Origin of the sequence: Scytonema sp. HK-05 (assembly GCF_963872035.1) — a bacterium.
GTDB lineage: Bacteria > Cyanobacteriota > Cyanobacteriia > Cyanobacteriales > Nostocaceae > Kalymmatonema.
This window is the reverse complement of record NZ_CAWMYC010000068.1, coordinates 84,537-108,730: the sequence shown is the minus strand read 5'-3', so window position 1 is coordinate 108,730 and position 24,194 is coordinate 84,537. Positions and strand designations below refer to the sequence as shown.

14 protein-coding genes, 1 tRNA gene and 2 pseudogenes are annotated in these 24,194 nt (G+C 42.6%); 6 read left to right on the top strand and 11 right to left on the bottom strand.

The annotated features are described in order from the left end of the window. Positions 1-668: 668 nt before the first annotated feature. From AACT52_RS10130 to AACT52_RS10105, 6 genes and pseudogenes are all read right to left on the bottom strand, one after another. Positions 669-923, bottom strand: a pseudogene (locus AACT52_RS10130) (HEAT repeat domain-containing protein); the annotation flags it as partial. Between the two features lie 354 nt (positions 924-1,277). Next, positions 1,278-2,213 carry an RluA family pseudouridine synthase gene (locus tag AACT52_RS10125; RefSeq protein ID WP_073630585.1) on the bottom strand — a complete coding sequence of 312 codons (936 nt, stop codon included), beginning with the start codon at positions 2,211-2,213 and terminating at the stop codon, positions 1,278-1,280. After that, positions 2,210-2,905: a Uma2 family endonuclease gene (locus AACT52_RS10120; RefSeq protein ID WP_073630583.1), complete on the bottom strand. Its 696-nt coding sequence runs from the start codon at positions 2,903-2,905 to the stop codon at positions 2,210-2,212. The genes AACT52_RS10125 and AACT52_RS10120 overlap by 4 nt, the downstream gene beginning before the upstream one ends. 66 nt (positions 2,906-2,971) lie before the next feature. Beyond that, complete coding sequence (locus tag AACT52_RS10115; protein ID WP_073630581.1) at positions 2,972-4,258, bottom strand: hypothetical protein; 1,287 nt, start codon at positions 4,256-4,258, stop codon at positions 2,972-2,974. Continuing rightward, positions 4,258-4,650 (bottom strand): hypothetical protein, encoded by a 393-nt coding sequence (locus AACT52_RS10110; RefSeq protein ID WP_073630579.1) that lies wholly within the window; start codon positions 4,648-4,650, stop codon positions 4,258-4,260. Before AACT52_RS10110 ends, AACT52_RS10115 begins: the two co-directional genes overlap by 1 nt. A gap of 862 nt (positions 4,651-5,512) precedes the next feature. Further along, entirely contained in the window at positions 5,513-9,514 is a 4,002-nt protein-coding gene (locus AACT52_RS10105) for a tetratricopeptide repeat protein (protein ID WP_073630575.1), read from the bottom strand. A 2,219-nt stretch (positions 9,515-11,733) separates the two neighbouring features. Between AACT52_RS10105 and AACT52_RS10100 the strand changes: the two genes are divergently transcribed. From AACT52_RS10100 to AACT52_RS10090, 3 genes and pseudogenes are all read left to right on the top strand, one after another. Beyond that, positions 11,734-12,804, top strand: a complete 1,071-nt coding sequence (locus AACT52_RS10100; RefSeq protein ID WP_073630573.1) for a response regulator — start codon at positions 11,734-11,736, stop codon at positions 12,802-12,804. Between the two features lie 1,211 nt (positions 12,805-14,015). Next, positions 14,016-14,240, top strand: a complete 225-nt coding sequence (locus tag AACT52_RS10095) for a hypothetical protein (RefSeq protein WP_083630233.1) — start codon at positions 14,016-14,018, stop codon at positions 14,238-14,240. 566 nt (positions 14,241-14,806) lie between these two features. Next, positions 14,807-15,568, top strand: a pseudogene (locus AACT52_RS10090) (Hpt domain-containing protein); the annotation flags it as partial. A 222-nt stretch (positions 15,569-15,790) separates the two neighbouring features. Here the strand turns inward: AACT52_RS10090 and cobA are convergent. The 4 genes from cobA to AACT52_RS10070 form a co-directional block, all read right to left on the bottom strand. Beyond that, positions 15,791-16,585: a uroporphyrinogen-III C-methyltransferase gene (gene cobA, locus AACT52_RS10085; RefSeq protein ID WP_073630571.1), complete on the bottom strand. Its 795-nt coding sequence runs from the start codon at positions 16,583-16,585 to the stop codon at positions 15,791-15,793. After that, entirely contained in the window at positions 16,582-17,340 is a 759-nt protein-coding gene (locus AACT52_RS10080) for a sirohydrochlorin chelatase (RefSeq protein ID WP_073630569.1), read from the bottom strand. The genes cobA and AACT52_RS10080 overlap by 4 nt, the downstream gene beginning before the upstream one ends. 162 nt (positions 17,341-17,502) lie before the next feature. Next, positions 17,503-18,186 carry a manganese catalase family protein gene (locus AACT52_RS10075; RefSeq protein ID WP_073630567.1) on the bottom strand — a complete coding sequence of 228 codons (684 nt, stop codon included), beginning with the start codon at positions 18,184-18,186 and terminating at the stop codon, positions 17,503-17,505. Between the two features lie 196 nt (positions 18,187-18,382). Further along, the gene (locus AACT52_RS10070) at positions 18,383-18,763 is read right to left on the bottom strand and encodes a DUF4359 domain-containing protein (protein WP_073630565.1); all 381 of its coding nucleotides are present in this window, start codon (positions 18,761-18,763) and stop codon (positions 18,383-18,385) included. Positions 18,764-18,875: 112 nt separating this feature from the next. On the opposite strand from AACT52_RS10070, the gene AACT52_RS10065 reads away from it, so the two are divergent. Next, a tRNA-His gene (locus AACT52_RS10065) sits at positions 18,876-18,948 on the top strand. A 335-nt stretch (positions 18,949-19,283) separates the two neighbouring features. On the opposite strand, the gene AACT52_RS10060 is transcribed toward AACT52_RS10065, so the two are convergent. Next, complete coding sequence (locus AACT52_RS10060; protein WP_073630548.1) at positions 19,284-19,475, bottom strand: hypothetical protein; 192 nt, start codon at positions 19,473-19,475, stop codon at positions 19,284-19,286. 55 nt (positions 19,476-19,530) lie between these two features. Here AACT52_RS10060 and AACT52_RS10055 point away from each other — a divergent pair, with 55 nt between their 5' ends. Together AACT52_RS10055 and AACT52_RS10050 are read left to right on the top strand one after the other, a co-directional pair. After that, positions 19,531-20,910: an RNA-guided endonuclease InsQ/TnpB family protein gene (locus AACT52_RS10055; RefSeq protein WP_073630546.1), complete on the top strand. Its 1,380-nt coding sequence runs from the start codon at positions 19,531-19,533 to the stop codon at positions 20,908-20,910. A gap of 847 nt (positions 20,911-21,757) precedes the next feature. Then, a complete protein-coding gene (locus AACT52_RS10050; protein ID WP_073630635.1) occupies positions 21,758-24,178 on the top strand; it encodes a sucrose synthase in 2,421 nt (806 codons plus the stop codon). Positions 24,179-24,194 lie beyond the last annotated feature (16 nt).

Below are 24,194 nucleotides of genomic sequence, written 5' to 3'. Positions count from 1 at the left end.
TGCTGTCTTGATTAAAACTGGCTTTGTTTTATCAATTTGGAATGGCTGACAACAGACAGTACAGAAAACTGTTTCTCAACTCGTCTCACATTCTGATTGTGTTCCTAGCAGGAACGAGAAATATGAGAACTTGGGGTGATTTTATGAGAAACTGGCAAACTTTACGAATTGATTGCCTTGTTTAACTTTTGTCTGTCATTTAACCCCTCCAGCTTATGTTTATACAATGCTATAGGGGCATTATCTGTTACAAATTATGAATAAATGAGATAGACCAATAAGAAAAGCCTCAAATCCTTTACATATAAGGGCTGTGCCTGAGAAAAGGGCATTTTTTGCGTAACAATACTTTACAATCATTTTTACCAAAGCGTGATTTGAACTTATTTATATTTTTTTAATTATTTAAATAACCTCGACAGGGCGATATATTGAAGTTTCCCATTTCATCTGTAGCCACACCAAATTGTGTAAAGAATTCTTAACAAAGAAGCTCTAAATATAGCTTTTAGTTTCTAAAATTCTTTACGACAGGGGGAGGTAGGGAGCAGGGAGTGGGGACTAGGGACTAGGAACTAGGGACTAGGGAGTGGAGAGTGGGGAGCAGGGGAGAAACTTTGAATTTTGAATGAGCGAATTTTGAATGAGCGAATTGGTTCGTCCCCTCATCAAAATGTCAGCTGCTCTAGGGCGAGTGTTATCCGATGCACAACTTTATCTGAGTCTTGATTTTGTGCCACCTGTAAAAAGGCAGCAATGAGTGGTTCTACAGTGGCTGGTGCAAGCTTGACTAAAGTTTCAACCGCCGTATTTCTCACAGATGGATGATGATGACTTAAGGCTTGAATAAGTGTAGCGATCGCTCCTGCTTCAATTGTTTCACTATCAGATATTGCAGTTATTGCAGAGATAGCATCTGTTGGAGATCATACCCTTGCTTTGAAAATACTGATACATTTCACTCCGCCTGCTTGCCCGCCATGTTCTAACAATAAAGTGAAATGATATGAGGCGTGTTTTAATTGTGAGATTAATTTTTTGGAATCTTGTTATTTATTGAACAACAATGAATAACAAGATTCCCGACTTTTTAAAGAAGTCGGGAATGTCAGCATTTCGATTTTCATAAATTAAATAGGATGGCTATAGATATCAAAAGGGAAACAAGAATGAAGAATTTTTATTCGCCATTCTTTGTTCCTCATTTGCCAATATCAAAGCTGGCTCAACAAATCATCGTAATCGGGCTGCTGAATAAAAATTTTTCATTTTCCAATTTAGGGAGAGATAGCAAATCTCCGGCGGAGAACTTCAAGCAGAGTTGTGAACGTTTGGGGAGGGGGTGCTGTCACTTCAATCCACTCGCCGGATACTGGATGTTGTACCCTGAGTCGCCAAGCGTGGAGTGCTTGACCAGGTAAATTGACTCCCACAGAACGATTGGAACTATAGACGGGGTCGCCGACAATAGGATGACCTATATGGGCGCTGTGAACGCGAATTTGATGAGTGCGTCCCGTTTCTAGCTGGAAGTGCATTAATGTGTAGTTGCCTAAACGTTCTTTGACTTTCCAGTGCGTCACCGCAGGTCGTCCGCCCTGTTCTACGGGAACAACTGCCATTTTTTTGCGGTCAATTGGATGACGACCGATAGGTAAGTCGATAGTCCCGGTTTCCGTTTTGGGTGAACCGAAGACAACGCCAAGGTATTCTCGTCGTGCGGTTTTTGCTTTTAATTGAGCTTGTAGATGTTGATGGGCAAGTTCTGTTTTGGCAATAGCGATCGCCCCGGTTGTATCCTTATCGAGTCGATGGACAATTCCCGGACGTTGGACTCCCCCAATTCCTGGTAGGTTGGGACAGTGAGCCAAGATAGCGTTTACTAAAGTCCCGTCTTGATGACCAGGTGCGGGATGGACAACTAACCCAGCAGGTTTGTTGAGAATTAAGAGCTGGTCGTCTTCGTAGAGAATGTCAAGAGGGATATCTTCTGGTTCGAGTTCTAGGGGTTGCGCTTTTGGTATTTCTATGGAGATGCGATCGCCTGCTTTGACAGCTATTTTCTTTGACGTGCAAACTTTACCATTGAGTTGGACGTGACCTTGTTCTATAAGTTGCTGGATGCGCGATCGCGATAAGTTTGGTAATTCTTCGGAAAGATAGCGGTCTAGGCGATCGCCGTCTTGTTTGACTTCTAAATTAATTTCGTTCACACTTGGTCTGGATTAATTCCTCGTTCTTGAAGTAAAGCACGGAGTGCTTGTAATTCAGCTTCAGCTTGTTCTGCTCTTGTTTCAGCCTGTTTTGCCCTGGCTTCAGCTTGTTCTTGTTCTTGCGCGAGTTCCGAATAGGTAAGAAACCGCCGTCCATCAGGACGATAAATCTGAAGTTCGCCGTCTGACAATTCAAAGCGTATGCCAAGACGGGGACTTATCCAACCTATCATTTGGTCAATTTCTGTTAATTCATTACCAGAGCGTAGCCAGCCAGTTAATTCACCTGTATCTGGATCATACAAGTAGTATTCTTCCACGCCATAGCGCTCATAAAACTTGTATTTACTGATCATCTCTTTGGCGCTATTGCTGGGCGAAAGGATTTCAAACACGACTTGTGGGGGAATATTGTCTTCTCGCCACTGTAGATAAGAACCTCGGTCTCCTTTTGGTCTACCAAAGACAACCATAACATCAGGCGCTCTGCGGGTGAGGTTATCGCCCTCAACGGGATACCACAGTAAATCTCCAGCAACGAACACATTGGGGTCATTGTCAAACAGCAGTTCTAAATTATCTTTCATCCATACAATTAATTCAAACTGCTTGGTGTTATCTGCGATTGGCTGTCCGTCGCTTTCGGGATAGATGATATCTTTTTTGTTGGAAGATGACAACTGAGTAACCATTGCTGTAAGTTTTATTTTTACAGGTAGTATTGTTAATTTTAACGAATCACCGAGGAAGGCAGGAATTTAGCAGCGAAAGCGAGAAATGAGGCGATACAAATGCAGCAGACTCCAGAGAATCAGGCTAGCAACTATACCAGCTGCAATACTCGTCCAGAAAGCACTTGTTTGGAAAAAGGGGATATTTTTGGGTGGGGTTTCTTGGGCAACAATGATAGAGGATGCTATTTGACTGGTTGCTAATCCAACACCTGCGATCGCCACAGTATTGTTGAGATTTCGGTCTCTCTGTGCTTCCTCTATCTCCACCATCCCGCGAATAGTCGCGGTTACGTTTTCTAATATGACTAATCCTGGATTCAGACTGAGATAGTCTTTTTCTAATTGCACCTGATATTTATCCTTAGCTACTTTGCTAAATTCCTCTAAAAATTTCTCATTTTTAAAAAAGTCTTCTTTACACCGCTTGTTTTCGTAGTTACGCCAATTCACTTCAACTGTATGCTGTTGAGTTTGCAGTAAATTTATTTCTTGCACGTATCTAGATACAGTATTAATGTTTGTTTGTAATTCAATTTTTAATTCGTATAACCCTTTTTTTGATAAACATGATATACTATTAATATCTATTAGACTATGTTTATATTTTTCTAATAACCGTAATTTGAGTTCTCTTCCCTGCTCATAAGCCCAAAGTATTTTATGCCTACAATAAAATAAATATCGCCAGTCATTGTTATAATTAGCAGCTTTGGCAAATGTTGCTTCATCGGGATAGAAAATAATGATCACATGGCTGTCTTTTGCAATTCCATCCCACCGTCCTTCACCACGCCACATTTCATAGACTGTAGCGCCTAAAAATTCTCCCACTTGTTGATGTTGATGACCTAGAGGAATTAAGGCTTTGTAAGCTTCATGAGCTATACTTTCAGAAATTGGGGTATGAGCGGGATCTGTCCATCCTGATATCATCCAAGTTTGCCCCAGAAAGCCCTTGTCTGAAAGTCTCCATGTTGGCAAATCTTCCACTTGTGGCAGAATCGCTAAATCTTTGATTTGAGTAATGTTTAATGCAATATCAGATAATTCAATTTCCTGATCAAGAGAGCAGCAATAACGCAGGCAATTTGTATCTTCAAAATTCACCCGACTGTAAGAACCATCAACAGCGGCAGAAATTGTATTCCAAAAATCCAGACGTTGTAAATCTTCATCATTGATTTTAGTCGAGTATCCCTTTTCTTTAAGTTTATCCGGCAGCTTCACCCAATAATCTTCTATCTTGCTTGCCAATCCCTCTCCAAGGTTGTAAACAAATAAATCTAGGGTGGGATACTTTATTTTGCTCATTAAGAATCTTTTGCGTTATTTGGTATAATTTCTGATTTTTGTTTTTTCGCTTCTGCACTAGAGTCTGAAGCTTTCAAAATCGGAATTGCAATATTTGCCAGATGTTCTGAGGGAGTGGGAGTGGGTTGATTTTGCTGGCTGGGTTTATCGTATTTGTTGCGCTCTTGAGTTTCATATTGCTTTTGGATATTGATTCGAGCTTCCTGGTAAAATTGCTGAATACAGTCGTTTTTTGCCAATTCTAACAAGCGGTTAATAGCAACATTTGGTGTGTCTGCCAATATTGCACCAACTTGGTTAATTTCCTGTTGTAGCTCTGGTGGTAAGGGAGAATCTAATTCTACCAAAGCTGTTAAAAAGGCGCGTAGAGTGACTGTTTGTAGTTGGTTCATAAGATTTAGTGGGTTGTTTTAAAAGAAAGAACCTCACCCCCCAACCCCCCTCTCCGCCAGCAGAGAGGGGGGCTATTATTCCCCTCCTCGCTTACACGAAGGAGTGATATTTTTTCCTCCTCGCTTACACGAAAAAGTGCTATTTTTTCCTCCTCGCTTGCACGAAGGAGTGTTATTTTTCCCCTCCTCGCTTGCGGGGAGGGGTTAGGGGTGGGGTGACGCGGATCTATTTTCACAAAAGTGCTATGATTTACCTCCTCGCTTGCACAAAGGAGTGTTATTTTTCCCCTCCTCGCTTGCGGGGAGGGGTTAGGGGTGGGGTGACGCGGATCTATTTTCACAAAAGTGCTATGATTTACCTCCTCGCTTGCACAAAGGAGTGTTATTTTTCCCCTCCTCGCTTGCGGGGAGGGGTTAGGGGTGGGGTGACGCGGATCTATTTTCACAAAAGTGCTATGATTCCCTTCCTCGCTTGCACCAAGGAGTGCTATTTTTCCCCTCCTCGCTTGCGGGGAGGGGTTAGGGGTGGGGTAATGCGGATGTATTTTCACAAAAGTGCTATGATTCCCCTCCTGGCTTGCACAAACGAGTGCTATTATTCCCCTCCTCGCTTGCGGGGAGGGGCTAGGGGTGGGGTGACGCGGATGTATTTTCACAAAAGTGCTATGATTCCCCTTCTGGCTTGCACAAACGAGTGCTATTTTTCCCCTCCTCGCTTGCGGGGAGGGGTTAGGGGTGGGGTAATGCGGATGTATTTTCACAAAAGTGCTATGATTCCCCTCCTGGCTTGCACAAACGAGTGCTATTTTTCCCCTCCTCGCTTGCGGGGAGGGGTTAGGGGTGGGGTAATGCGGATGTATTTTCACACAGGTTTACCAGTTAAAATAAACCCAGCCCAATAATAAGGATGGGCATAAACAGGTTTAGTAGATGTCATCCTATCTCGGTCATTTTCTATAATTTGCGCCTCCGTTTCCAAGTACTCTCTACACAGGGGTTCATCCAAATCTTTAGCTAAATCACAATACCACTTTGCTAAACCTTCATAAGTCAACTGACGCAGCCAATCCTTTGCTTGTTTCAGCGCCGCAGCAGGGCTTTCCTTTTGCTTAAGCAACTGGTAAAATTTAATCATTAATATAGCAGTAGAACGTTCATCAACTCTCCACAAAGTGCTAACAACGTAGTTCGCACCCTTCGCAAGAAAACCACTCACTAAACCGACATATTCATCCACCAAACTTTCTTGACTGGTAATTCCTGTTTCGCAGGCAGAAAGGCAAATTAATTGATACTGACTCAAATCTAATTCGTCATCATCAACAATATCCCCCAAAGTCAATTTATCCGGTTCTGCTAACATCAAAAATGACTCTCGCGGCTGTTCTGGTATGTGGTCGCCATGTCCGGTAAAATGAAAGAAACCCGTATTCTCTCGTAAAGCATCAATTAACGCTTTTTGTTTGACGGGTGGAATTTGCAACTGACGACAACCTGGATACAGCGAAGCCAGGGCGACTGATTCAATATTGGCAAAGGGTAACTCACTGTTTCCCACATTCACTATATTTGTAGGATCATCTCCGAGTGGTTGGTTAAACGGCTGCGCTAGAAGTTTTAAACCAATCTGGAAACTGGGCAAATATGTGATAGTGAAGCGTTCAGGAAACAGGTAATCTAAAGGCAGTAGGTGTAATTCCCGGTGGGGAATTAAAATCAAATGGTCAACATCTTTGAGATAGTCTCTGAGGCGATGAATTTCTAAGATGTCGCGGAGTTGATTCAGCAACGTATCTTCCATGTCTTGCCGCCAAGGGGCTGTTTCTTTCGCTGCACTTGTATAATTTCCTTGGCAGTAATCTTGATAACCTTGTTTCCACTTTTGCATCCAACCTTCAAAACGCTGGAGTTGGTGGAGATGCGCTAAATACAACCCCTCCCCTTGCACTTTCCCCCTCCTCGCTTGCGGGGAGGGGTTAGGGGTGGGGTAATGCGACACCGGGGATAGCACCTTAGGCGGCTGGTTATGCTTAATAATAAAAGTAGTAATAGCAACAGGGCTGATGTGCCAGTAAATTGCCGCCGTTTTGGGATTAAGCAGTTTTTGCATATCCTTGTAATGAAACTGCGGCGGCTGATAGTCCCAACCTTCCCGCAACCAAGCAAGACAAGTATTTTTACGTTTCTCCGCCAATTCCAAAGCTGCTATTTCCTTGTTAAATTGGTTTGACTGGAGGCGGATATCTACCCGCAATTGATCAAAAGCCGCAAATTTCCGCGCTAAGGAAATTTTCTCTCCTTTAAATTCGCACTCTCGCACCAACTGTTCCAACCGCTGTGTCCCCTCTTCCAAGCGTCTCGCGAAAGTCTGCTTGTCACCCAAAGCAGAACACACTTTCAGGAATTCTTCCAATACTTGCAAGTGTCGCAGGCGGAACTTCTCGAAACTCAGGAAATTCAAAGCTTGTTCATAGCTTGCTTTCGCTTCAAACCAGTCGGGGAAAGGGTTTGGTTCGTCTTTAGCGTATTCGTACAAGATTTCCCCTTTGCGACGATGCAACTCGCCGCAACCTTCTTCATAGTCAGGAGTCTGGGGTTTAAGCGCCTTGATACCATCATCCCAGGTTTTTACCGCAGCTTTGTAGCCTTGGGATTTGAGGAGTGCAATACCGCGATTACCCCAAGCTAGCCAATACTGATAATCTGTTAGGCGAAGGGCTTCATCGAATGAGGCTAGTGCATCTTCATATCGCCCTAAGTTACCCAGCGCATTACCCCGATTGTTCCAAGCTTGCCAATCCTGATAATCTGTTAGGCGAAGGGCTTCATCGAATGATGCAACTGCATCTTCATATCGCCCTAAGTTACCCAGCGCATCTCCCCGGTTGAACCAAGCTAAGTGGAAGTCAGGTTTGATTTCTATGGCTTTGTCGAATGATGCAACTGCATCTTCATATCGCCCTAAGTTACCCAGCGCACCTCCCCGGTTGTTCCAAGCTGAGTCATTGTCAGGTTTGATTTCTATGGCTTTGTCGAATGATGCAACTGCATCTTCATATCGCCCTAAGTTACCCAGCGCATCTCCCCGGTTGAACCAAGCTGAGTCGTAGTCAGGTTTGATTTCTATGGCTTTGTCGAATGATGCAACTGCATCTTCATATCGCCCTAAGTTACCCAGCGCATCTCCCCGGCTGTTCCAAGCTGAGTCGTAGTCAGGTTTGATTTCTATGGCTTTGTCGAATGATGCAACTGCATCTTCATATCGCCCTAAGTTATCTAGTGCTACTCCCCGGTAGTTCCAAGCTGAGTCGTAGTCAGGTTTGATTTCTATGGCTTTGTCATAAGAGGCGATCGCATCATCATATTGCCCTAAGTGATACAGCGCAACTCCCCGGTTGTTCCAAGCTGAGTCATTGTCAGGTTTGATTTCTATGGCTTTGTCACACGAGGCGATCGCTTCTTCATACCGTTGCAAGTGATCGCATAGCACAGCCCCCCGGCTATTCCAAGCTGAGTCGGAGTCAAATTTGATTTCTATGGCTTTGTCATAGGAGGCTACTGCTTCTTCATATTGCCCTAAGTGACGCAGCGCATCTCCCCGGTTGAACCAAGCTGAGTCGTCGTCAGGTTTGATTTCTATGGCTTTGTCAAATGAGGCGAGTGCATCAGAATACCTTCCTAAGTTATCCAGCGCATAACCCCGGTTGAACCAAGCTGAGCCGTCGTCAGGTTTGATTTCTATGGCTTTGTCGAATGAGGCTAGTGCTTCTTCATATCGCCCTAAGTTATACAGCGCACCTCCCCGGCTGTTCCAAGCTGAGTCGTTGTCTGGTTTGATTTCTATGGCTTTGTCAAAGGAGGCTAGTGCTTCTTCATATCGCCCTAAGTTATACAGCGCATAACCCCAGTTCTTCCAAGCTGAGCCGTTGTCTGGTTTGATTTCTATGGCTTTGTCAAAGGAGGCTAGTGCTTCTTCATATCGCCCTAACTCACCCAGCACATTACCCCGATTGAACCAAGCCCAGTCGTTGTCAGGTTTGATTTCTATGGCTTTGTCAAAGGAGGCGATCGCATCTTCATATCGCCCTAAGTAACCCAGCGCATAACCCTGGTTGTTCCAAGCTGAGTCGTTGTCAGGTTTGATTTCTATCGCTTTGTCGTAGGAGGCGATCGCATCATCATATCGCCCTAAGTTACCCAGCGCATTACCCCGGTTGAACCAAGCTGAGTCGTCGTCAGGTTTGATTTCTATGGCTTTGTCGTAAGAGGCGATCGCTTGTTCACACCGTTGCAAGTGATCGCATAGCACAGCCCCCCGGCTGTTCCAAGCCCAGTCGTTGTCAGGTTTGATTTCTATTGCTTTGTCATAAGAGGCGATCGCTTCTTCATATCGCTTTAAGTTACGCAGCGCAATACCCCGGTTGAACCAAGCTAAGTAGTAGTCAGGTTTGATTTCTATGACTTTGTCAAAGCAGGCGATCGCTTCTTCATAGCGTTGCAATTCATCTAACGCAATCCCTCTACCATGCCAATCCTCTGCATCTTCGGGTACAAATACAATAGCTTGCTCAAAATCTGCCTGTGCTTGCTGTGTTTGCTTCAGTTCTTGGTAAGCCAAACCCCGCCGCGCTAGTGCCAAAATGTAGTTTGGCTTAATTTCCAAAGCTTGGTTCAGGAATTCCACGGACTCCTGATATCGTTCCAGACGATAGCAAGCTAAACCCAAGCCATACAACACCTGGTGGTTTTGCGGTTCCAGCGTAGCAGCTTGGTGAAAAGTTTCTAAAGCTGCTGCGTAATCTCCCTTATCCAGTTGGTGGTGTCCTTGCTCTAGTAAACTTGCTACGCTGGCGTTTGGCGTCATCTTCCAACCGTCTGATTGTTTTAGTGACTATTTTAACTTCTACATCAGTATCATTGCCACTCCGGATTTTTAACTCCGAGCTAATAGCTAATATCAAATCCGGATCTAATACCCCCTTTATAATTTAGTCCGCGTAGGCGGACTTTGTTTGTGTAGTCGCGATTTCTAATCGCCTGGGCTAAAAAAGGGTTAGACAAGCGGATTTGGTATAAGGTGTATTAAAATTGACTTCAATTCTTGTCTCTTCTTGTTTATATAGCCGTTCTCAATTCAAGAGAACACAGTTTTAGACTTTCGTGGGATGGGCATCCTGCCATACCTGTCAACTTAAGCTGAAAACGCTGTAATTACGTTAGATCATGCTCTCATCTTACCCACAATTCTCGCTCCACCCCGGTTTTGCCTAACGCCAAAACCTCCCCTCCCCTTACCAAGGGGAGGGGATTAAGGGGAGCCAGCGCTGCAGGAGGGTTTCCCTCCGCAGGCGACTGGCGTGTGGGGTAAATCAACGTGGAATAAAGGTTTAAACGTGATTGTTGACACCAATCGCATCCTGCCCGTCCATCCGGGTAGGCTTTGTCAGTATAGCCCTAGACTTCTAATCTAAGGGCTGTGAACTCCAAGATATGTCCTTTCGGCACGGTTCCACTTGTCAAGTAATTTCTTATATCAATTTTTGGCTAAAGTTGTTTAGCCTTCAGGGCAAACCGCCAAGAAACAGAAAACGCAATAGTATTATAATTTTTTCTGTTAAAAAGGCTATGTATCAGATGGAAAGACTATTTGTAAATCTAAAAAGTTCCTAAATTATATAAACTTCATCAAATCTACATAATATTGGCAAGTCACCTTTAGCAGGGCAGATTTTACGGCAGTATAAATTTTTCCTTATGGTTCACTTCGCGTTTGTTGCTAAGAAATACATCTAACGTCTTGCTTCTGCACAGAGCTTTATATCTTACGAAGGATGCAAAGGCAGTTGTAGTCAACCGTACATTGCTTCACCTGTAGATGTATATGTGGTATGGGTATTTATTTCTTCTTGTTGGTATGTAGCATTAAAAACTTAATTGCTCAGTATTTATTTATTCTTTTTTGATTGTTTGCATCTTAATACATAAAAGTTTCATGAATTCAGTTGATTAGATTAAGTAGAAGCGCTGAAACAATGAGACTTTCAAATCTTTTTTACAAACCCTGTTGGAACCAAAGCGCTTTCTCACCCAATCTTTCACTTACTCATAGTAGTTTTCATACATCTTTTCACTTTTTTGTGAAAATTATAGTAATCTAAATGTTAGTAAGGAATTTACTTATCATCTACCCCTAACTGAACTTTCTATTTTTTAGGTATGTACTCAACTTCTTGACTTTCGCAAGAAATTCCTGAAGGTGGTACTTAGAACTCCCCAGGGTAACGATTCATTACGAAATAACGTTATATTTTGTTACCGATACATATGAAGAAATTAGCTTCTTATGAGACAGTCGCTTTCGCGTCTAATGATACAGCATTGCTGTATCAGTTATTACTATCACCACTTGTAGGAGTTTACCATTCTTGTGGTTCAAACAAATATTCTGCTTGGGCGAGAGAGAAAACTTAGCGGACAAGCGTTTTCTAGAAATGGCAGGCAGAGTCAAAATATGCTTCTCCTGGTTGAAAAATATATCAGTAAACCAAGAAATATTTTGTATTCAAGGATACTTTATCAAAGTTTGTTTGAGAAACAGTTGTTGAGTTAGTCAACACATCATACCTGATAATGGCACAAACTTTACTGCTAGATACGGTTCTCAAAACAACAGTTAGATAAGATCTGAAATTCTCTGCATAAGCCATCTGTAATTCCTCTATTGCTATAAGAAGAAGCAATAGAACCTAAGCAAAACCCTGAAGGTGCATAATTACCGCATTTACCAGGAATTAGGCATCTCCTTTGCTTGCTCTTGTGTTGGGGAGCGCTCTTTGTTTTCTGTGATTGAGTAACTGCAATCTCAGGTCTGTTATGCTCTGTGTTAGCTTTCTGCAAGCAAGTGGGAGTAGTGCTAATACTACTTCTTAATAACAGAAAGTACAAAGAGCGTGGCAACAATCGAGAGCCATTTTGCTATTTACTAATAGCATGATTTTTCTACTATTTAGCCATGAGTACCTCTGTTCATATTTTTATCATTCTTTCAGTTGAAAATGTTGATTTAAGTCCAAAGCCATGAATATGACGACACTTCCTATTGGTAGATACAGATTTTTTCAGACATTACAGCCATTATCTGTATTAGGAAAAATGACCAGTAAGCCTCTTACTGGTTGTTGGCAAGTTTTTAGCCCGTCAGCTTCTTGGTCAATTTATCTAGAGGAGGGTAAACTGATTTATATCTGCTCTGCAGATAAAATGTTTGATTTGCTTTACAAACATTTACAGCGTTTGAGTGAACAAATTCCTACTCTCCATAGTGGAATTGATAAACAGTTGCAGGCGGTATTTGAAACGGGACTTGTCAATCAAACAATACCGAATCCAGATTATTTGGCTATTTGCTGGTTAGTTAATCAAAAGTATATCAGTCCTGAGCAAGCCGGGATGCTGATAGAGGAATTGGCGATAGAAATTCTTGAGCAATTTCTGAAGATAAAAGAGGGAAGTTATGAATTTACCTCGGAGAGTTTTCTAGATGATCTGCCAAAGTTCTGTCATTTAGATTTGCGCTTACTAGTCGAAAAGTGTCAAAGTCGATCCCCAAATCAGAAAAATACTAAATCACGAGGTATACAAGAGCGCCTTCACTCTTTGTCATCAAAAGTACGGCAGTTTCAAACAAAAACTGAGCAACAATTTGTAAACAAAAACAGTCATCAAACAGCAGAAGCCAACAGTAACGATGATAAACAGCAGCAATTTTGCCGAAAATCATCTGAGACAAAAGTTTACAAAATCATTTGCATTGATGACAGCCCTGTCATCATCAATTCCATTACTAACTTTTTAGATGACAAAATGTTTTCTGTGATTGGAATTGATGACTCCTTAAAGGCTTTAATGCAAATTATCCGCGTCAAACCGGATCTCATTTTACTAGATATTGAAATGCCAAATTTAGACGGTTATGAACTGTGTTCCTTGTTGCGTAAGCATTCGTACTTTCACCATACACCTATAATTATGGTTACAGGCAGAGTAGGATTGATAGACAGAGCAAAAGCAAAGATTGTTAGAGCTACAGGTTATTTAACCAAGCCTTTCACACAAGTAGATTTACTAAAAGTCGTCTATCAACACATTGAGTAATCTATGAGTCAAGCCAAACTAGTACTAAACTTTACCTGTTTTAGTTTGTTTTATATACAAAGCTTTGAGTATTACTCGCTTTAGCGCACTTGTTGCCATTATAATTTTTTTTATTGCAAATAATGAATTAATATAAGTAGCTCGACGTTAATAAATGTAGGATTGTAGCGCGAAGCGTAACCCATGCTGTCCTTTGCGATTGATGCTGTACTCAAAGGCTACGCATCCTACAAAAAATTCTGTCCGCCTACTTAACAGTTTGCGGTTAAATTCAGTCAGTTCTGACACCTCAACTCTGAACTTCTCTCCTAACAAGGCTAGTAGTTCAGCACATTAACTTTGATAGGGTTCGTAGTAAGCACGCTTCGTGCTTTAATAGAGCGCTCTTTGCGCTCACTAGATACCCCTCAAACAAAGCTAGTGGCGCATCACTAGAAGTTTAGGCTCAAATTTTGCACCAACCCCAAGCGAATAGAATATGCGCTACCCGTAGGATAACCTGCTCGCGGTAGGTTTAGTCTGTTTGTCCGTAAATGCGGTTTCAACTGCTAGATGCATTTCATTGAACAAAGAATTATTCTGTTTCAGAAGCATTGGTTACAAAATTGCAAAAGTCACTCATGCTAAATCGGCTATGGAAATACTTTTATCATCAAAACAAAACTTGATAATTTCTTTTGGAGGAATGCTCATTATGAGCAGTTTTGCTTTTTAAGTTTGCTGCAAAATATATCAGAGTCATCAAAAATTAAGTATCTATTCTGTGCAGTTCTAAAAATCAATCAATTAACTGTTTGTGAAAGCTCAAGCAGAGTAAGTAATGCCTATGTAACTAAGCTCGACTTTATCCATTTTCCAGCAACGCGATGCTCCTTTGGAGCCTTTGCAAGGCGCGATTGCGATTCGGGGCACAGGCATTGCCAATGGCGCTTTTCTCCCGCTGAGTCCAGAGGACACGCCAGGCTTACGCGATGGGCAAAGCCCCGCATAAAGGCGATCGCATACGCTCAAACCCTTATTGAACCTATACTTTGACTTTTTTGCTCTCGGCAAAATTAGTGACGTAGGAAAAAGTTTTTGCCACAAAGCTAGAACTTTTGCTAGATAATAAGGTTTACGCTGCTGAATTGGATAAAGTCGAGCTAAACAATTGATAGGTAAACAGTACTGTATGCAATTTAATGAATGGCAGCGTGAATTTGAATTGAAGTATGAATAGTTCAAACATTACACTTGCCCTCACACAAACCCAGAATAACTTAGAATACAGCTATCTAAAGTTTCAGCTTCATCAACAGACTTCTGATTTTATACCAATCAACGACATCCAAGAAGTGCTTATAGCACCGATTGAGTCTGTGGCATTGATGCTAAATATAACCGCCTACATTCTAAGATTGATGAACTGGCAAAAGGAGCATACTTTGGGTGATTGATTTGCCAAGAATGCTTAATATAAAAGACTTTAACAATAGGTTTCGGCAGTACAATGTGATAATTGTTCGTAAGGAAACTGTGCTTTTAGGCTTAGTTGTGCCAGCAAGAAAAGGTACAAATAGGTTATCCACAGATACCAGGAAATCTCCTAGTTCACAAGTACTACTAAGCTTATTTCCCTATTTGGGAGGGTGTGTTTGCTAAGATAAAGAATTGTGACTAGTCTGATATTTCAAAGCTATTTTGCCTTCTTCAATTCTTCACATCACCTAATATTTGCTATTATAAATTATCTCATTTTAGTAGCTCACTAACATCACCCTTGAGAATTGCTTAATAGCTACAAAAATTAGTCATTTTTTCTTTGGCAATTGGAGATGACTAATGACGAATGAACGCCACTTGCTAACAAAGCGGGAAGCCCTTCTCAGTAGCCCAGACGCACTCGCGTACGGGTAGAACTCACCAGTTACCTAGAGGTTGGGAAACCCCTTCGGGTATCTCCTCCTACAGTACTGAATCTCTCACGCAGTGGCACTATCATGACTATTGACGAATAAACACTATGTTACGAGACAAGAAACTAGAAACCCAGTTGCAGTTTCTAGAGGAAGCAACTGACTCTCTCAATACTCTAGAAACTGTCTTATTGGAAGTCAAATTTAATCGTCAAATTGCTCTACCAAAAATCAATGACGGGCTGAGAGCTGCTCATTCTATAAAAGGCGGCGCAGGCATGGTGGGATTTCGGACTTTAAGTGCTTTGGCTCACCGCTTAGAAGATTCCTTTAAAGTTTTGACAACTCAAAAAAACTTTTTAGAACTTGACACTGACTTGCAAAGTTTACTCCTAGCTGGAGTAGATTGGCTGCGTCAGATAGTGAAACTACATTCAGAAGGTTATGCTATTGATGAGCAGTGGTTAGCAACCTTTTGTTATCCAGTTTTTGAAGAGTTGCAAGAACGTTTGTACTATTTTGTTTCCGAGGATACCATAACGATTTTCTCACCAGAAAATGGGTTACAAGACATTATTTCCTTACTTTTTAAAACAGAAGTAGAAGACTGTCTGCAACGCCTAGAATCTTTGATTTTAGATGGCGAACAGTCTGTTTTGCACTCCGAAGTTGCTATGATGGCAACTGAGTTGGGTGGTTTGGGGGAAATGCTCCAGATACAAGCTTTTACTCAGCTTTGCAAGTCAATAACCGAAGAATTAGAAGCAGCAGAAAAAGTTGAAGAAATTGCTCGGTTAGCATTGCAAGCATGGCGGCGATCGCAAGCCTTGATACTTACAAATCAGAGTGATAGTCTGCCAACAGAGCTTACCCACAATCTCCACACTTTATACCAATTTACATTCCAACAGCTAACCTCAGACTGGTAAAGGGGACTGGGAATTGGGGACTGGGAATTGGGGATTGGGTAATAAAGACCGAAAAATTATGTCCGGGGAAATATTGCCCTTTCCCAAGCCTAATAGTCAAAATTCGTAATTACCAAATCGCCGCCGCAGGGGGAAACCTCCCTACGAGGCTGGCTCAAGAAATTACAAATTGCGAAATAGAGCGTGCATCTTGACTACTGCGCCAATGACAACAATTGCTGGCGCTCCAAACCCAGTTGCCTCGACTTGCTCTACAATTGTTCCTAGCTTACCAATCAATTCTTCCTGATCTGGTCGTGTACCCCAACGCACCAGAGCAATAGGCGTTTCTAAACCCAACCCAGCTTTGGTTAACTGTTCGACGATATAAGGCAGATTGTGAATACCCATGTATATCACAATCGTTTCTGAACCGTGGGCGATCGCATTCCAATTTACTGCGGGACGATACTTACCTGCTGCTTCATGTCCAGTCACAAAAGTGACAGACGAACTATACAACCGATGCGTCAAAGGTATACCAGCATAAGCTGGAGCAGCAATTCCCGAAGTAATACCAGGCACAACTTCTACAGGGATTCCAGCTTCTACCAATTCTTCCATCTCCTCACCACCGCGACCAAATATAAACGGGTCTCCCCCCTTGAGCCGCACAACAATGGCATTATCCTGCGCCTTAGCAATCAGCAGGTCTGTCGTTTCGTCCTGAATCATCGAATGACGCCCCCGCCGCTTACCAGCATCAATTTTCTCTGCTTCAGGATTAATCATCGCTACAATTGCCGGACTAACCAAAGCATCATAGATGACCACATCCGCACACTCTAACAATCCCTTACCCTTGAGAGTCATCAACCCCGGATCTCCCGGTCCCGCGCCCACTAGGTAGACCTTACCCAAACACCTTGTATCTTCTGTGGGGTGGGCATCTTGCCCGCCGTTGTCTTCGCGGTTCATTTTTCCAACAAATCCCAAATCAATTCGACTAATTCTGCACGTGTTCCCAAAGGCTCAGCCAGTTGAAAACTCACCTCAGGAAACTGTAATTTTAACTCTTCTTGCCTTTGAGCGACAGCATCAGTCATTCCACCTGCAAATAGGAAGTATGGTATTATCAACAAATTCCTGTACCCAGCGCTGATCAACTCTTGCACCTGCGCTTCCAAGCTGGGAGGCATACCCAAGTAAGCAGCCACTGCTCCTATCTCTCTTGCAATTGCTTCGACTGGATCGTTAGCTCCAGGGCGACGACTACCATGAGCTAAAAGAATGTTCGCTTCTGCTTTTGTAGCAACCACTTGCTTCGCCAGCAAGCGCCCTAAATCAGGATGGGTTCCCAAATATGGTTGTAGGGATATCTTGATATCTTGACCGAGAATTTGCTTTGCCAGTGCGACTTGGGCTGGAATATCTTCCATCACATGAACTCCTGGCAGCAGAAATAGCGGTAGGATTTTCAGACTATTGCATCCAGAATCCAAAGCATTCTTGCCAAATTTTATGATTTGCTCATGCAAGGGATCGGGGCTCAATTCCAAGTATGCTGTACCGACCAAGGTTTCGCATTTTGACAGGGAAGCTACGTCCCCAGTTGCAATATAAAGTAAATCGCTTTGTCTGTTATGACATAACAGCCCAGCCAGATGTTGCATAGCAATTTCCGGACGCGGATCGCGACTTCCGTGGGATACCAGCAGATACGCAGATGCCATTGACAAGGACGTCACTCAAATGTTTGGTTTCTTAAATATAACCTGAGTTCAATTGGCTCACTATATCGCAGCAGATAAATAGCAATTAGCCAGGAACTGTAAGTTCCTGGCTGTTGTGGAGATTAATTGACAATGTCGTCAGATGTCAGTTGATTTCTCTACTTACTTTTCTGCAACGGGATCAGCAACGTAACGGAAAGTTGGTTCAGAGTTCCAAGGACCGCGTTCGTCCTTACCATCACTAGACAAGTTGTAGTAAATGTCCACAGTGGTATCAGGTTGGATATTACCGAAGAATGGGTCAGTTAACTTACCCAAAGAATCCAACGCCTTCATGAACATTTGGGTATGAGAAATTTCCCGAGTCAGAAGATGAACGAGTACCTCTTTAGTAGCGTCATCAGAAGCGAGCTTAATCAATTCTTCGTAGGTTTGACGTGCGCCAGCTTCAGCAGCAATGTCAGCTCGCAAATCGCGTACAACATCTCCGCCCTCATTGACATAAGCTGCTGTCCAAGCTTGACCTTGGCTATCTAGCAAGTGAGGTCCCACACCCCGCACAGCAAACAAAGTGCTTTTGTAAGCCTCGGTTTGGTCTACATTTTTGGTATGACCTTCGATGAGTTTGCCTACCATCTCCAAATGGCTAAACTCTTCGATCGCAATGTCTTGCAACATATCCCGAATTCCAGGATTTTCGCAGTGTAAGGACTGCGTCCAGTATTGCAAAGCTGCTGTTAGTTCACCTGTTGCACCACCAAACTGCTCTAAAAGTAGTTGGGCAAAACGTGGATTTGGTTCAGCGATGTTAACAGGTTTAATTGTTTCTTTTTTGTGAAAAAACACAACTCTGCTCCTTTTTTTTTGATTTATTTATTCCAGTTCCTTAAGAGTAAGTTTTGTGGTTCGGACTCTTGTTGAAAGCTGGAAATTTTCTGCACCCATCCACAAATGTTAAGGGTGGCAGTTCGCTGAAACCTGCATCCTGAGTAAGACTTGCTATTTGAGTAGCTCTATCCAAAGTTGTTATTATCTGGCCATGCTATTGCTTTTGGGCACTGTATGTATAGAAATTGTCCAACGCTCCCACCGTCTCAAATTTATAAGAGGGTATCCAATTATTGAGTTTTAAATCTGTACGGTAAACACTAAAAAGGATGAAATCTTGTTTTTGTGTACGAATTGAGATAACTTCCCTGATACGCGGGTTTGCTACGTCTACCAATTTATCGCAGTTCATTTGTATTAAATTTTCTAATAAATTTGTAGTTTTCTTACAAACACTGCTTTTCAAGTATTCGGTCAGCCTTTCCACTGCATACTCTTCATATCTCGCCTGACTAGGATTTGTGTTCGCCATCGCCAGACCCAAAACTGATACTCCTAGTACTCCCACACATGCAATAATAGTAAAGGCTCTCATTTTTCATAATTGCTATTCGCCGTAGTAATTAGACTCCAGATTAACTGAGTCCGTTCCTTTGGCAAAAGCACTTGATCTATTCAGCAGCAGTGTTATACTATGGATAGTAATGGCGAGCGTAGCCAAGCGGTTAAGGCAGAGGTTTGTGGTACCTCCACTGGTGGGTTCGACTCCCATCGTTCGCCCTGCAGTTAAAAGAGTAACAATCGGGTTGACAGTAACCTGAATCAGTCATCAACGCGAAATCCCCCAACTTAAAGTTCGGGGGATTAAATTTATAACAGTTTTAAAACTATCGGGCATCCCTACGCCTCATAACAACCAGAACATCTGCGACAACTCATCGCAGAGTATGAGTGCCTGTTCCAGCTTTTTCTACGCTGCTATTGAGAAACGAGTTGAAAAAATTAAGAATTGTGTCATTCTCTCTAAAAGATGCCAAGCAGAAAAATGAAAGTGAATCCACATAAGGCAAGTAAAGAGACGTGTTACCAAGTACCCAAAAATATCATCAAAACGCTCATTTCTGCACAGTTCGTTCCCACTCTTCTAGCCATTGCTCTATTTTTTCTCTCAAAAGACTTTGCCATCCAGGCATTGCTTTTATCCTTTCCAATATCCCCTGCCTAAGTTTTAGTTGCAGAGGATTTTTATCTAAGGGTACCTTCTCTCTAGGTGATATTCGATACTTGTTTTCTTTTTGAAATGGCATTGTCTTGTGAGCACTGTAGCTAGTATACTGACATAAGTATAACAAAGCGCTCTTGATGTATTCCCTAAAATTAGAGTTAAAACTGAACAATTTAGAACGCTCTAAGCTTGCGGGGTGTGCAGGGTTTGCGCGGTTTGTATACAACTTTGGGTTGTCGATGCTGCAAGCGTCCTGGGATTTTGAGAACATTAAGGCTAGTGATTCTAAGCGCTTGCACAAGATTGAAAAAGTCTTCACAAACTATGTCAAGACTCATCCAGATTTCGCTTGGATGCAGAATTATCCATCCGCTATCTATTCCTGTGCTTTTCGTAATTTGGCTAAGGCAGTGGACAGGTGGCGCAAGGGGTGCTCAAAGTTCCCTACAATGAAATCCAAAAAGCGCGGCGATAGTTTCACGGTTCTCAAGAAATCTGGAGTCTATCCTGCCAAGGGAGAGGCAATGTTGCCGTTCTCTAATCGACAAGTTCTTTTCCCTGGAAAACGTATCACTATTCCTGGGCTAGGAGAATTTAAATTACGGCAACCCATACCTTTTACCTGTTCTAGTCAAACATTCACCATTTCTAGAACAGCAGATAAGTGGTATATTTCTTTTATGCTAGACGCACAAAAGATTCCGACGAGTGTTCATGAAGTTGAATCCGTAGGTATTGATCTGGGCGTTAAATGCTTTGCCACCTTATCTGACGGTTCTAGGCTTATTGCGCCACCCTCACTCAAAATAGCGAAAACCAAGCTCAGTAAGGAACAGTGGCGCAACCGAAATAAGTGCTTTGGCAATCGTCCTCAAGGTGTCAAAACATCCAACAATGGTAAGAAATATCTCAAAAAGCTAGCTAGAAGACACGCACACATTGCCAACGTCAGAAAAGACTTTTTGCAAAAAACCACAACCGAGATTAGTCGCAAATACTATCGGATGAGGATTGAGGATTTGAATGTGTCCGCCATGATTGCTAACAACAAGCTGTCGGAAGCTATTTCAAGCCTAGGTTTTTACGAGTTTCGGGCAATGTTGACTTACAAAGAAGTTTTCTTTGGAACCAAGGTAGAAATAGTAGACAGATGGTATCCTTCATCTAAGACTTGCTCCTGTTGTGGTCATGTACAACCAATGCCTTTGTCTGAACGCGTGTATGGGTGTCAAAAGTGTGGGCATACTCAAGACCGAGACGAGAACGCTGCTGTTAACTTAAAGAATTGCCCTAATAATAGAGTACGTGCGGTGAGCAGCGCGTTGGACGGGTTCCCCGGCTTGAAGCGACTGCGTTCGCCGGAGGCGTGTCGAAGACATACCCGGAGGGCAAGCGCGGAATTAACGCCTGTGGACAGGTTAGGAGCCGACTCCCCTGGTAGAAGCAGTCCCGCAAACTTCAAAGTGTTCGAGTTATATGATTTGAGCGTTTTGTGTAAGTTTTGTATTGCACAATAATAATGTTGCCTATACTGTGGTCTTGAACTGTTGCTTGTTGTGGATGTTCAGCCATATAAAACCACCTTGTTTTCAAGACTCTGGTGAAATTATAAATAGCTGGATAAATATTTTGATTGGTATAATAAGAAGCTTGATTTTAATTCAATTAAGTTTATCTTCATGGGTGACTAAAAAAGCAAAAAATAAACTTTTGTTTCAGTCATTGCCACGATGAAACTGTAGGCAATACATTTCGGTTAGTGATGTTTCCGCTGTATCAGATTCCCCAACCCCCGATCCCTTGGGGGCAGATAGTTCCCCCCCTTTTTAAGGCTTGCTCGGGGGGATCAAGTATTATCCGAAAAGTATTGAAACTGTAGGGGTCAAAAAGACGCTTGGTAGCTACTCTCGACACATTGCCCACGGCAACACGCGCAACAGTCTTGGTACTAAGTATATTATTAAATTTTATTTTCTATTGCCCATAGTAAAAGGCGCTCAGGAAACTGAAACCCCTAAAATCATAAGCTTCAAAGCTAGTCACCCTCTGCCTTCTTCATTTAGATAAGCTTTTTGGAGAATGGCTCTAGGTGTTTATAGTTACAATAAATATCAGACTAGTTTGATGTTGGCTATTTTTCTTGTAACAAAAATAAAAAAAGAGTACGCCCTTAGTTAGAGTGCAAAATACTCATAGATAAGATTAGCGTAAAAAGGTAGAGAGGTTTAAGGGTAGTAACAGTAGTAATAATTGCTAATTGCTAATTGCTAGTAGTTGTTTTTACTATTAGCGATGGGCAGTTGGGTATTAGCTATTGCCCAGTCAAACGCTGAATCCGAAATCTATAATTATCTCAAGATTGCCATGTCTGAATTACTTCAAGCCGTTCTGGATAGTGAAGAGAAAAGTGATTTGCGTTCCTTAATTAGTGAGTTACGGCAGCAAGAAAAAAAGTATTTGCTGCGGAACGATATACTCAACCTGTATAGTGCATACTGCTCTAAGTACGAAAAGCCTGAGACGTTTTACACTGCCTCTGCTTTAGGCAAACTTATTTACTACACTCAAGAAATTATTCAAGAGGAATCAAGCCTCTGCTTCATTATCCGCCCAAAGATTGCCAGTGAAGAAGTTTACCGACTGACAGGCGACTTGAGTATTGAGTCGATGACGGTTCAGGAACTGTTGGATTTGCGCGATCGCTTTGTCAACCGATATAACCCCAACGAAGGCGACCTCTTGGAGTTGGACTTTGGTCCATTTTATGACTACACCCCGGTGATTCGTGACCCGAAAAACATTGGCAAGGGTGTGCAGTTTCTCAACCGCTATCTATCCAGCAAGCTGTTTGCTGACCCCAAGCAATGGCTAGAAACCTTGTTTAACTTCTTGCGCCTACACCAGTACAATGGCGTACAATTGCTGATCAACGAGCGTATTAAGTCACAGCAGCAACTCTCTGAACAAGTCAAAAAAGCCATAACTTTCGTGAGTTCTCGCCCAAGTGAGCAACCCTACGAAGAATTTCGTTTTGACCTGCAAACAATGGGCTTTGAACCGGGTTGGGGGAACACCGTCGAGAAAGTTCAAGAAACCTTGAGCATTCTGGATGAATTGGTTGACTCTCCCGATCCTCAGACTCTGGAAGCCTTCATCTCTCGCATTCCAATGATTTTTAGAATCCTCTTGGTCTCTGCTCATGGTTGGTTTGGGCAAGAGGGAGTTTTGGGGCGTCCGGACACTGGCGGTCAAGTGGTTTACGTCCTCGACCAAGCGAAGAATCTGGAAAAGCAGCTGCAAGAAGATGCCACATTGGCTGGTTTAGGGGGACTGAATGTCCAGCCGAAGGTGATTATTCTCACCCGCCTCATCCCTAACAGTGATGGCACCCTTTGTAACCAGCGCCTAGAAAAAGTCTACGATACTGAGAATGCCTGGATTTTGCGAGTGCCTTTGCGGGAATTCAATCCCAATCTGACACAAAACTGGATTTCGCGGTTTGAATTTTGGCCTTATCTGGAAACCTTCGCCATTGATGCTGAAAAGGAACTGCTGGCAGAATTTCAAGGTAGACCAGATTTAATTGTTGGCAACTATACTGATGGAAATTTGGTAGCATTTTTGCTGTCACGCCGCCTTGGCGTAACGCAATGTAACATTGCCCACGCTTTAGAAAAGTCCAAATACTTGTTCAGTAACCTCTACTGGCAAGATTTGGAGGATAAATATCATTTTTCCTTACAATTCACTGCTGATTTGTTGGCGATGAATGCTGCCAATTTCATCATCAGCAGCACCTATCAAGAAATTGTGGGAACGCCGGATAGTATAGGACAGTACGAATCTCTCAAGTGCTTCACCATGCCGGAACTCTACCACGTCGTCAATGGGATTGAACTGTTTAGTCCCAAGTTTAACGTGGTACCGCCTGGGGTGAATGAGAAAGCGTATTTTCCTTATACACGTACGCAAGACAGAGTTGAGAGCGATCGCACCAGATTAGAAGAAATGCTCTTCACTCTGGAAGACGAAACCCAAATTTTTGGTACCCTCGATGACCCAAGCAAGCGTCCGCTTTTCTCAATGGCGCGTCTTGACCGCATTAAGAACCTCACTGGTTTAGCGGAATGCTTTGGTCGGAGTAAACAATTGCAGGAGCGATGCAACCTCATTTTGGTAGCCGGTAAATTGCGAACAGAAGAATCAGGTGACAACGAAGAACGTGATGAAATTGTCAAACTGTACCGGATTATAGAGGAGTACAATCTCCACGGCAAGATTCGTTGGTTAGGTGTGCGTTTGACCAAATCTGACTCTGGAGAAATTTATCGGGTGATTGCTGACCACCAGGGAATATTTGTGCAACCAGCTTTGTTTGAAGCTTTTGGTTTGACAATTTTAGAATCGATGATTTCGGGATTGCCAAATTTTGCGACGCAATTTGGTGGTCCTTTAGAAATTATTCAAGATCAAGTCAATGGCTTCTACATCAACCCAACCAACTTAGAAGAAACAGCAGAAAAAATTGTTGTTTTTCTCGACAAGTGCGAACAAAATCCCAACTATTGGTATGAAATTTCCCAGCGAGCCATTGACCGAGTTTACAGTACCTATACATGGAAAATTCATACTTCCAAGCTGTTATCTTTGGCGCGAATTTATGGGTTCTGGAACTTTATTTCCAGAGAAAACCGGGAAGATTTGCTGCGTTATATCGAGGCTTTGTTCTATTTAATTTACAAGCCAAGAGCGCAACAACTATTGGAGCAGCATAAGTATCGTTAAGTAGTCATTAGTCATT

Bases quoted from the DNA above. Each gene is read 5' to 3' on its own strand.
- AACT52_RS10120 (WP_073630583.1), bottom strand. From the start codon at position 2,905: ATGGTTACTCAGTTGTCATCTTCCAACAAAAAAGATATCATCTATCCC.
- AACT52_RS10115 (WP_073630581.1), bottom strand. From the start codon at position 4,258: ATGAGCAAAATAAAGTATCCCACCCTAGATTTATTTGTTTACAACCTT.
- AACT52_RS10110 (WP_073630579.1), bottom strand. From the start codon at position 4,650: ATGAACCAACTACAAACAGTCACTCTACGCGCCTTTTTAACAGCTTTG.
- AACT52_RS10105 (WP_073630575.1), bottom strand. From the start codon at position 9,514: ATGACGCCAAACGCCAGCGTAGCAAGTTTACTAGAGCAAGGACACCAC.
- AACT52_RS10100 (WP_073630573.1), top strand. From the start codon at position 11,734: ATGACGACACTTCCTATTGGTAGATACAGATTTTTTCAGACATTACAG.
- AACT52_RS10095 (WP_083630233.1), top strand. From the start codon at position 14,016: ATGAATAGTTCAAACATTACACTTGCCCTCACACAAACCCAGAATAAC.
- cobA (WP_073630571.1), bottom strand. From the start codon at position 16,585: ATGAACCGCGAAGACAACGGCGGGCAAGATGCCCACCCCACAGAAGAT.
- AACT52_RS10080 (WP_073630569.1), bottom strand. From the start codon at position 17,340: ATGGCATCTGCGTATCTGCTGGTATCCCACGGAAGTCGCGATCCGCGT.
- AACT52_RS10070 (WP_073630565.1), bottom strand. From the start codon at position 18,763: ATGAGAGCCTTTACTATTATTGCATGTGTGGGAGTACTAGGAGTATCA.
- AACT52_RS10060 (WP_073630548.1), bottom strand. From the start codon at position 19,475: ATGCCATTTCAAAAAGAAAACAAGTATCGAATATCACCTAGAGAGAAG.
- AACT52_RS10055 (WP_073630546.1), top strand. From the start codon at position 19,531: ATGTATTCCCTAAAATTAGAGTTAAAACTGAACAATTTAGAACGCTCT.
- AACT52_RS10050 (WP_073630635.1), top strand. From the start codon at position 21,758: ATGTCTGAATTACTTCAAGCCGTTCTGGATAGTGAAGAGAAAAGTGAT.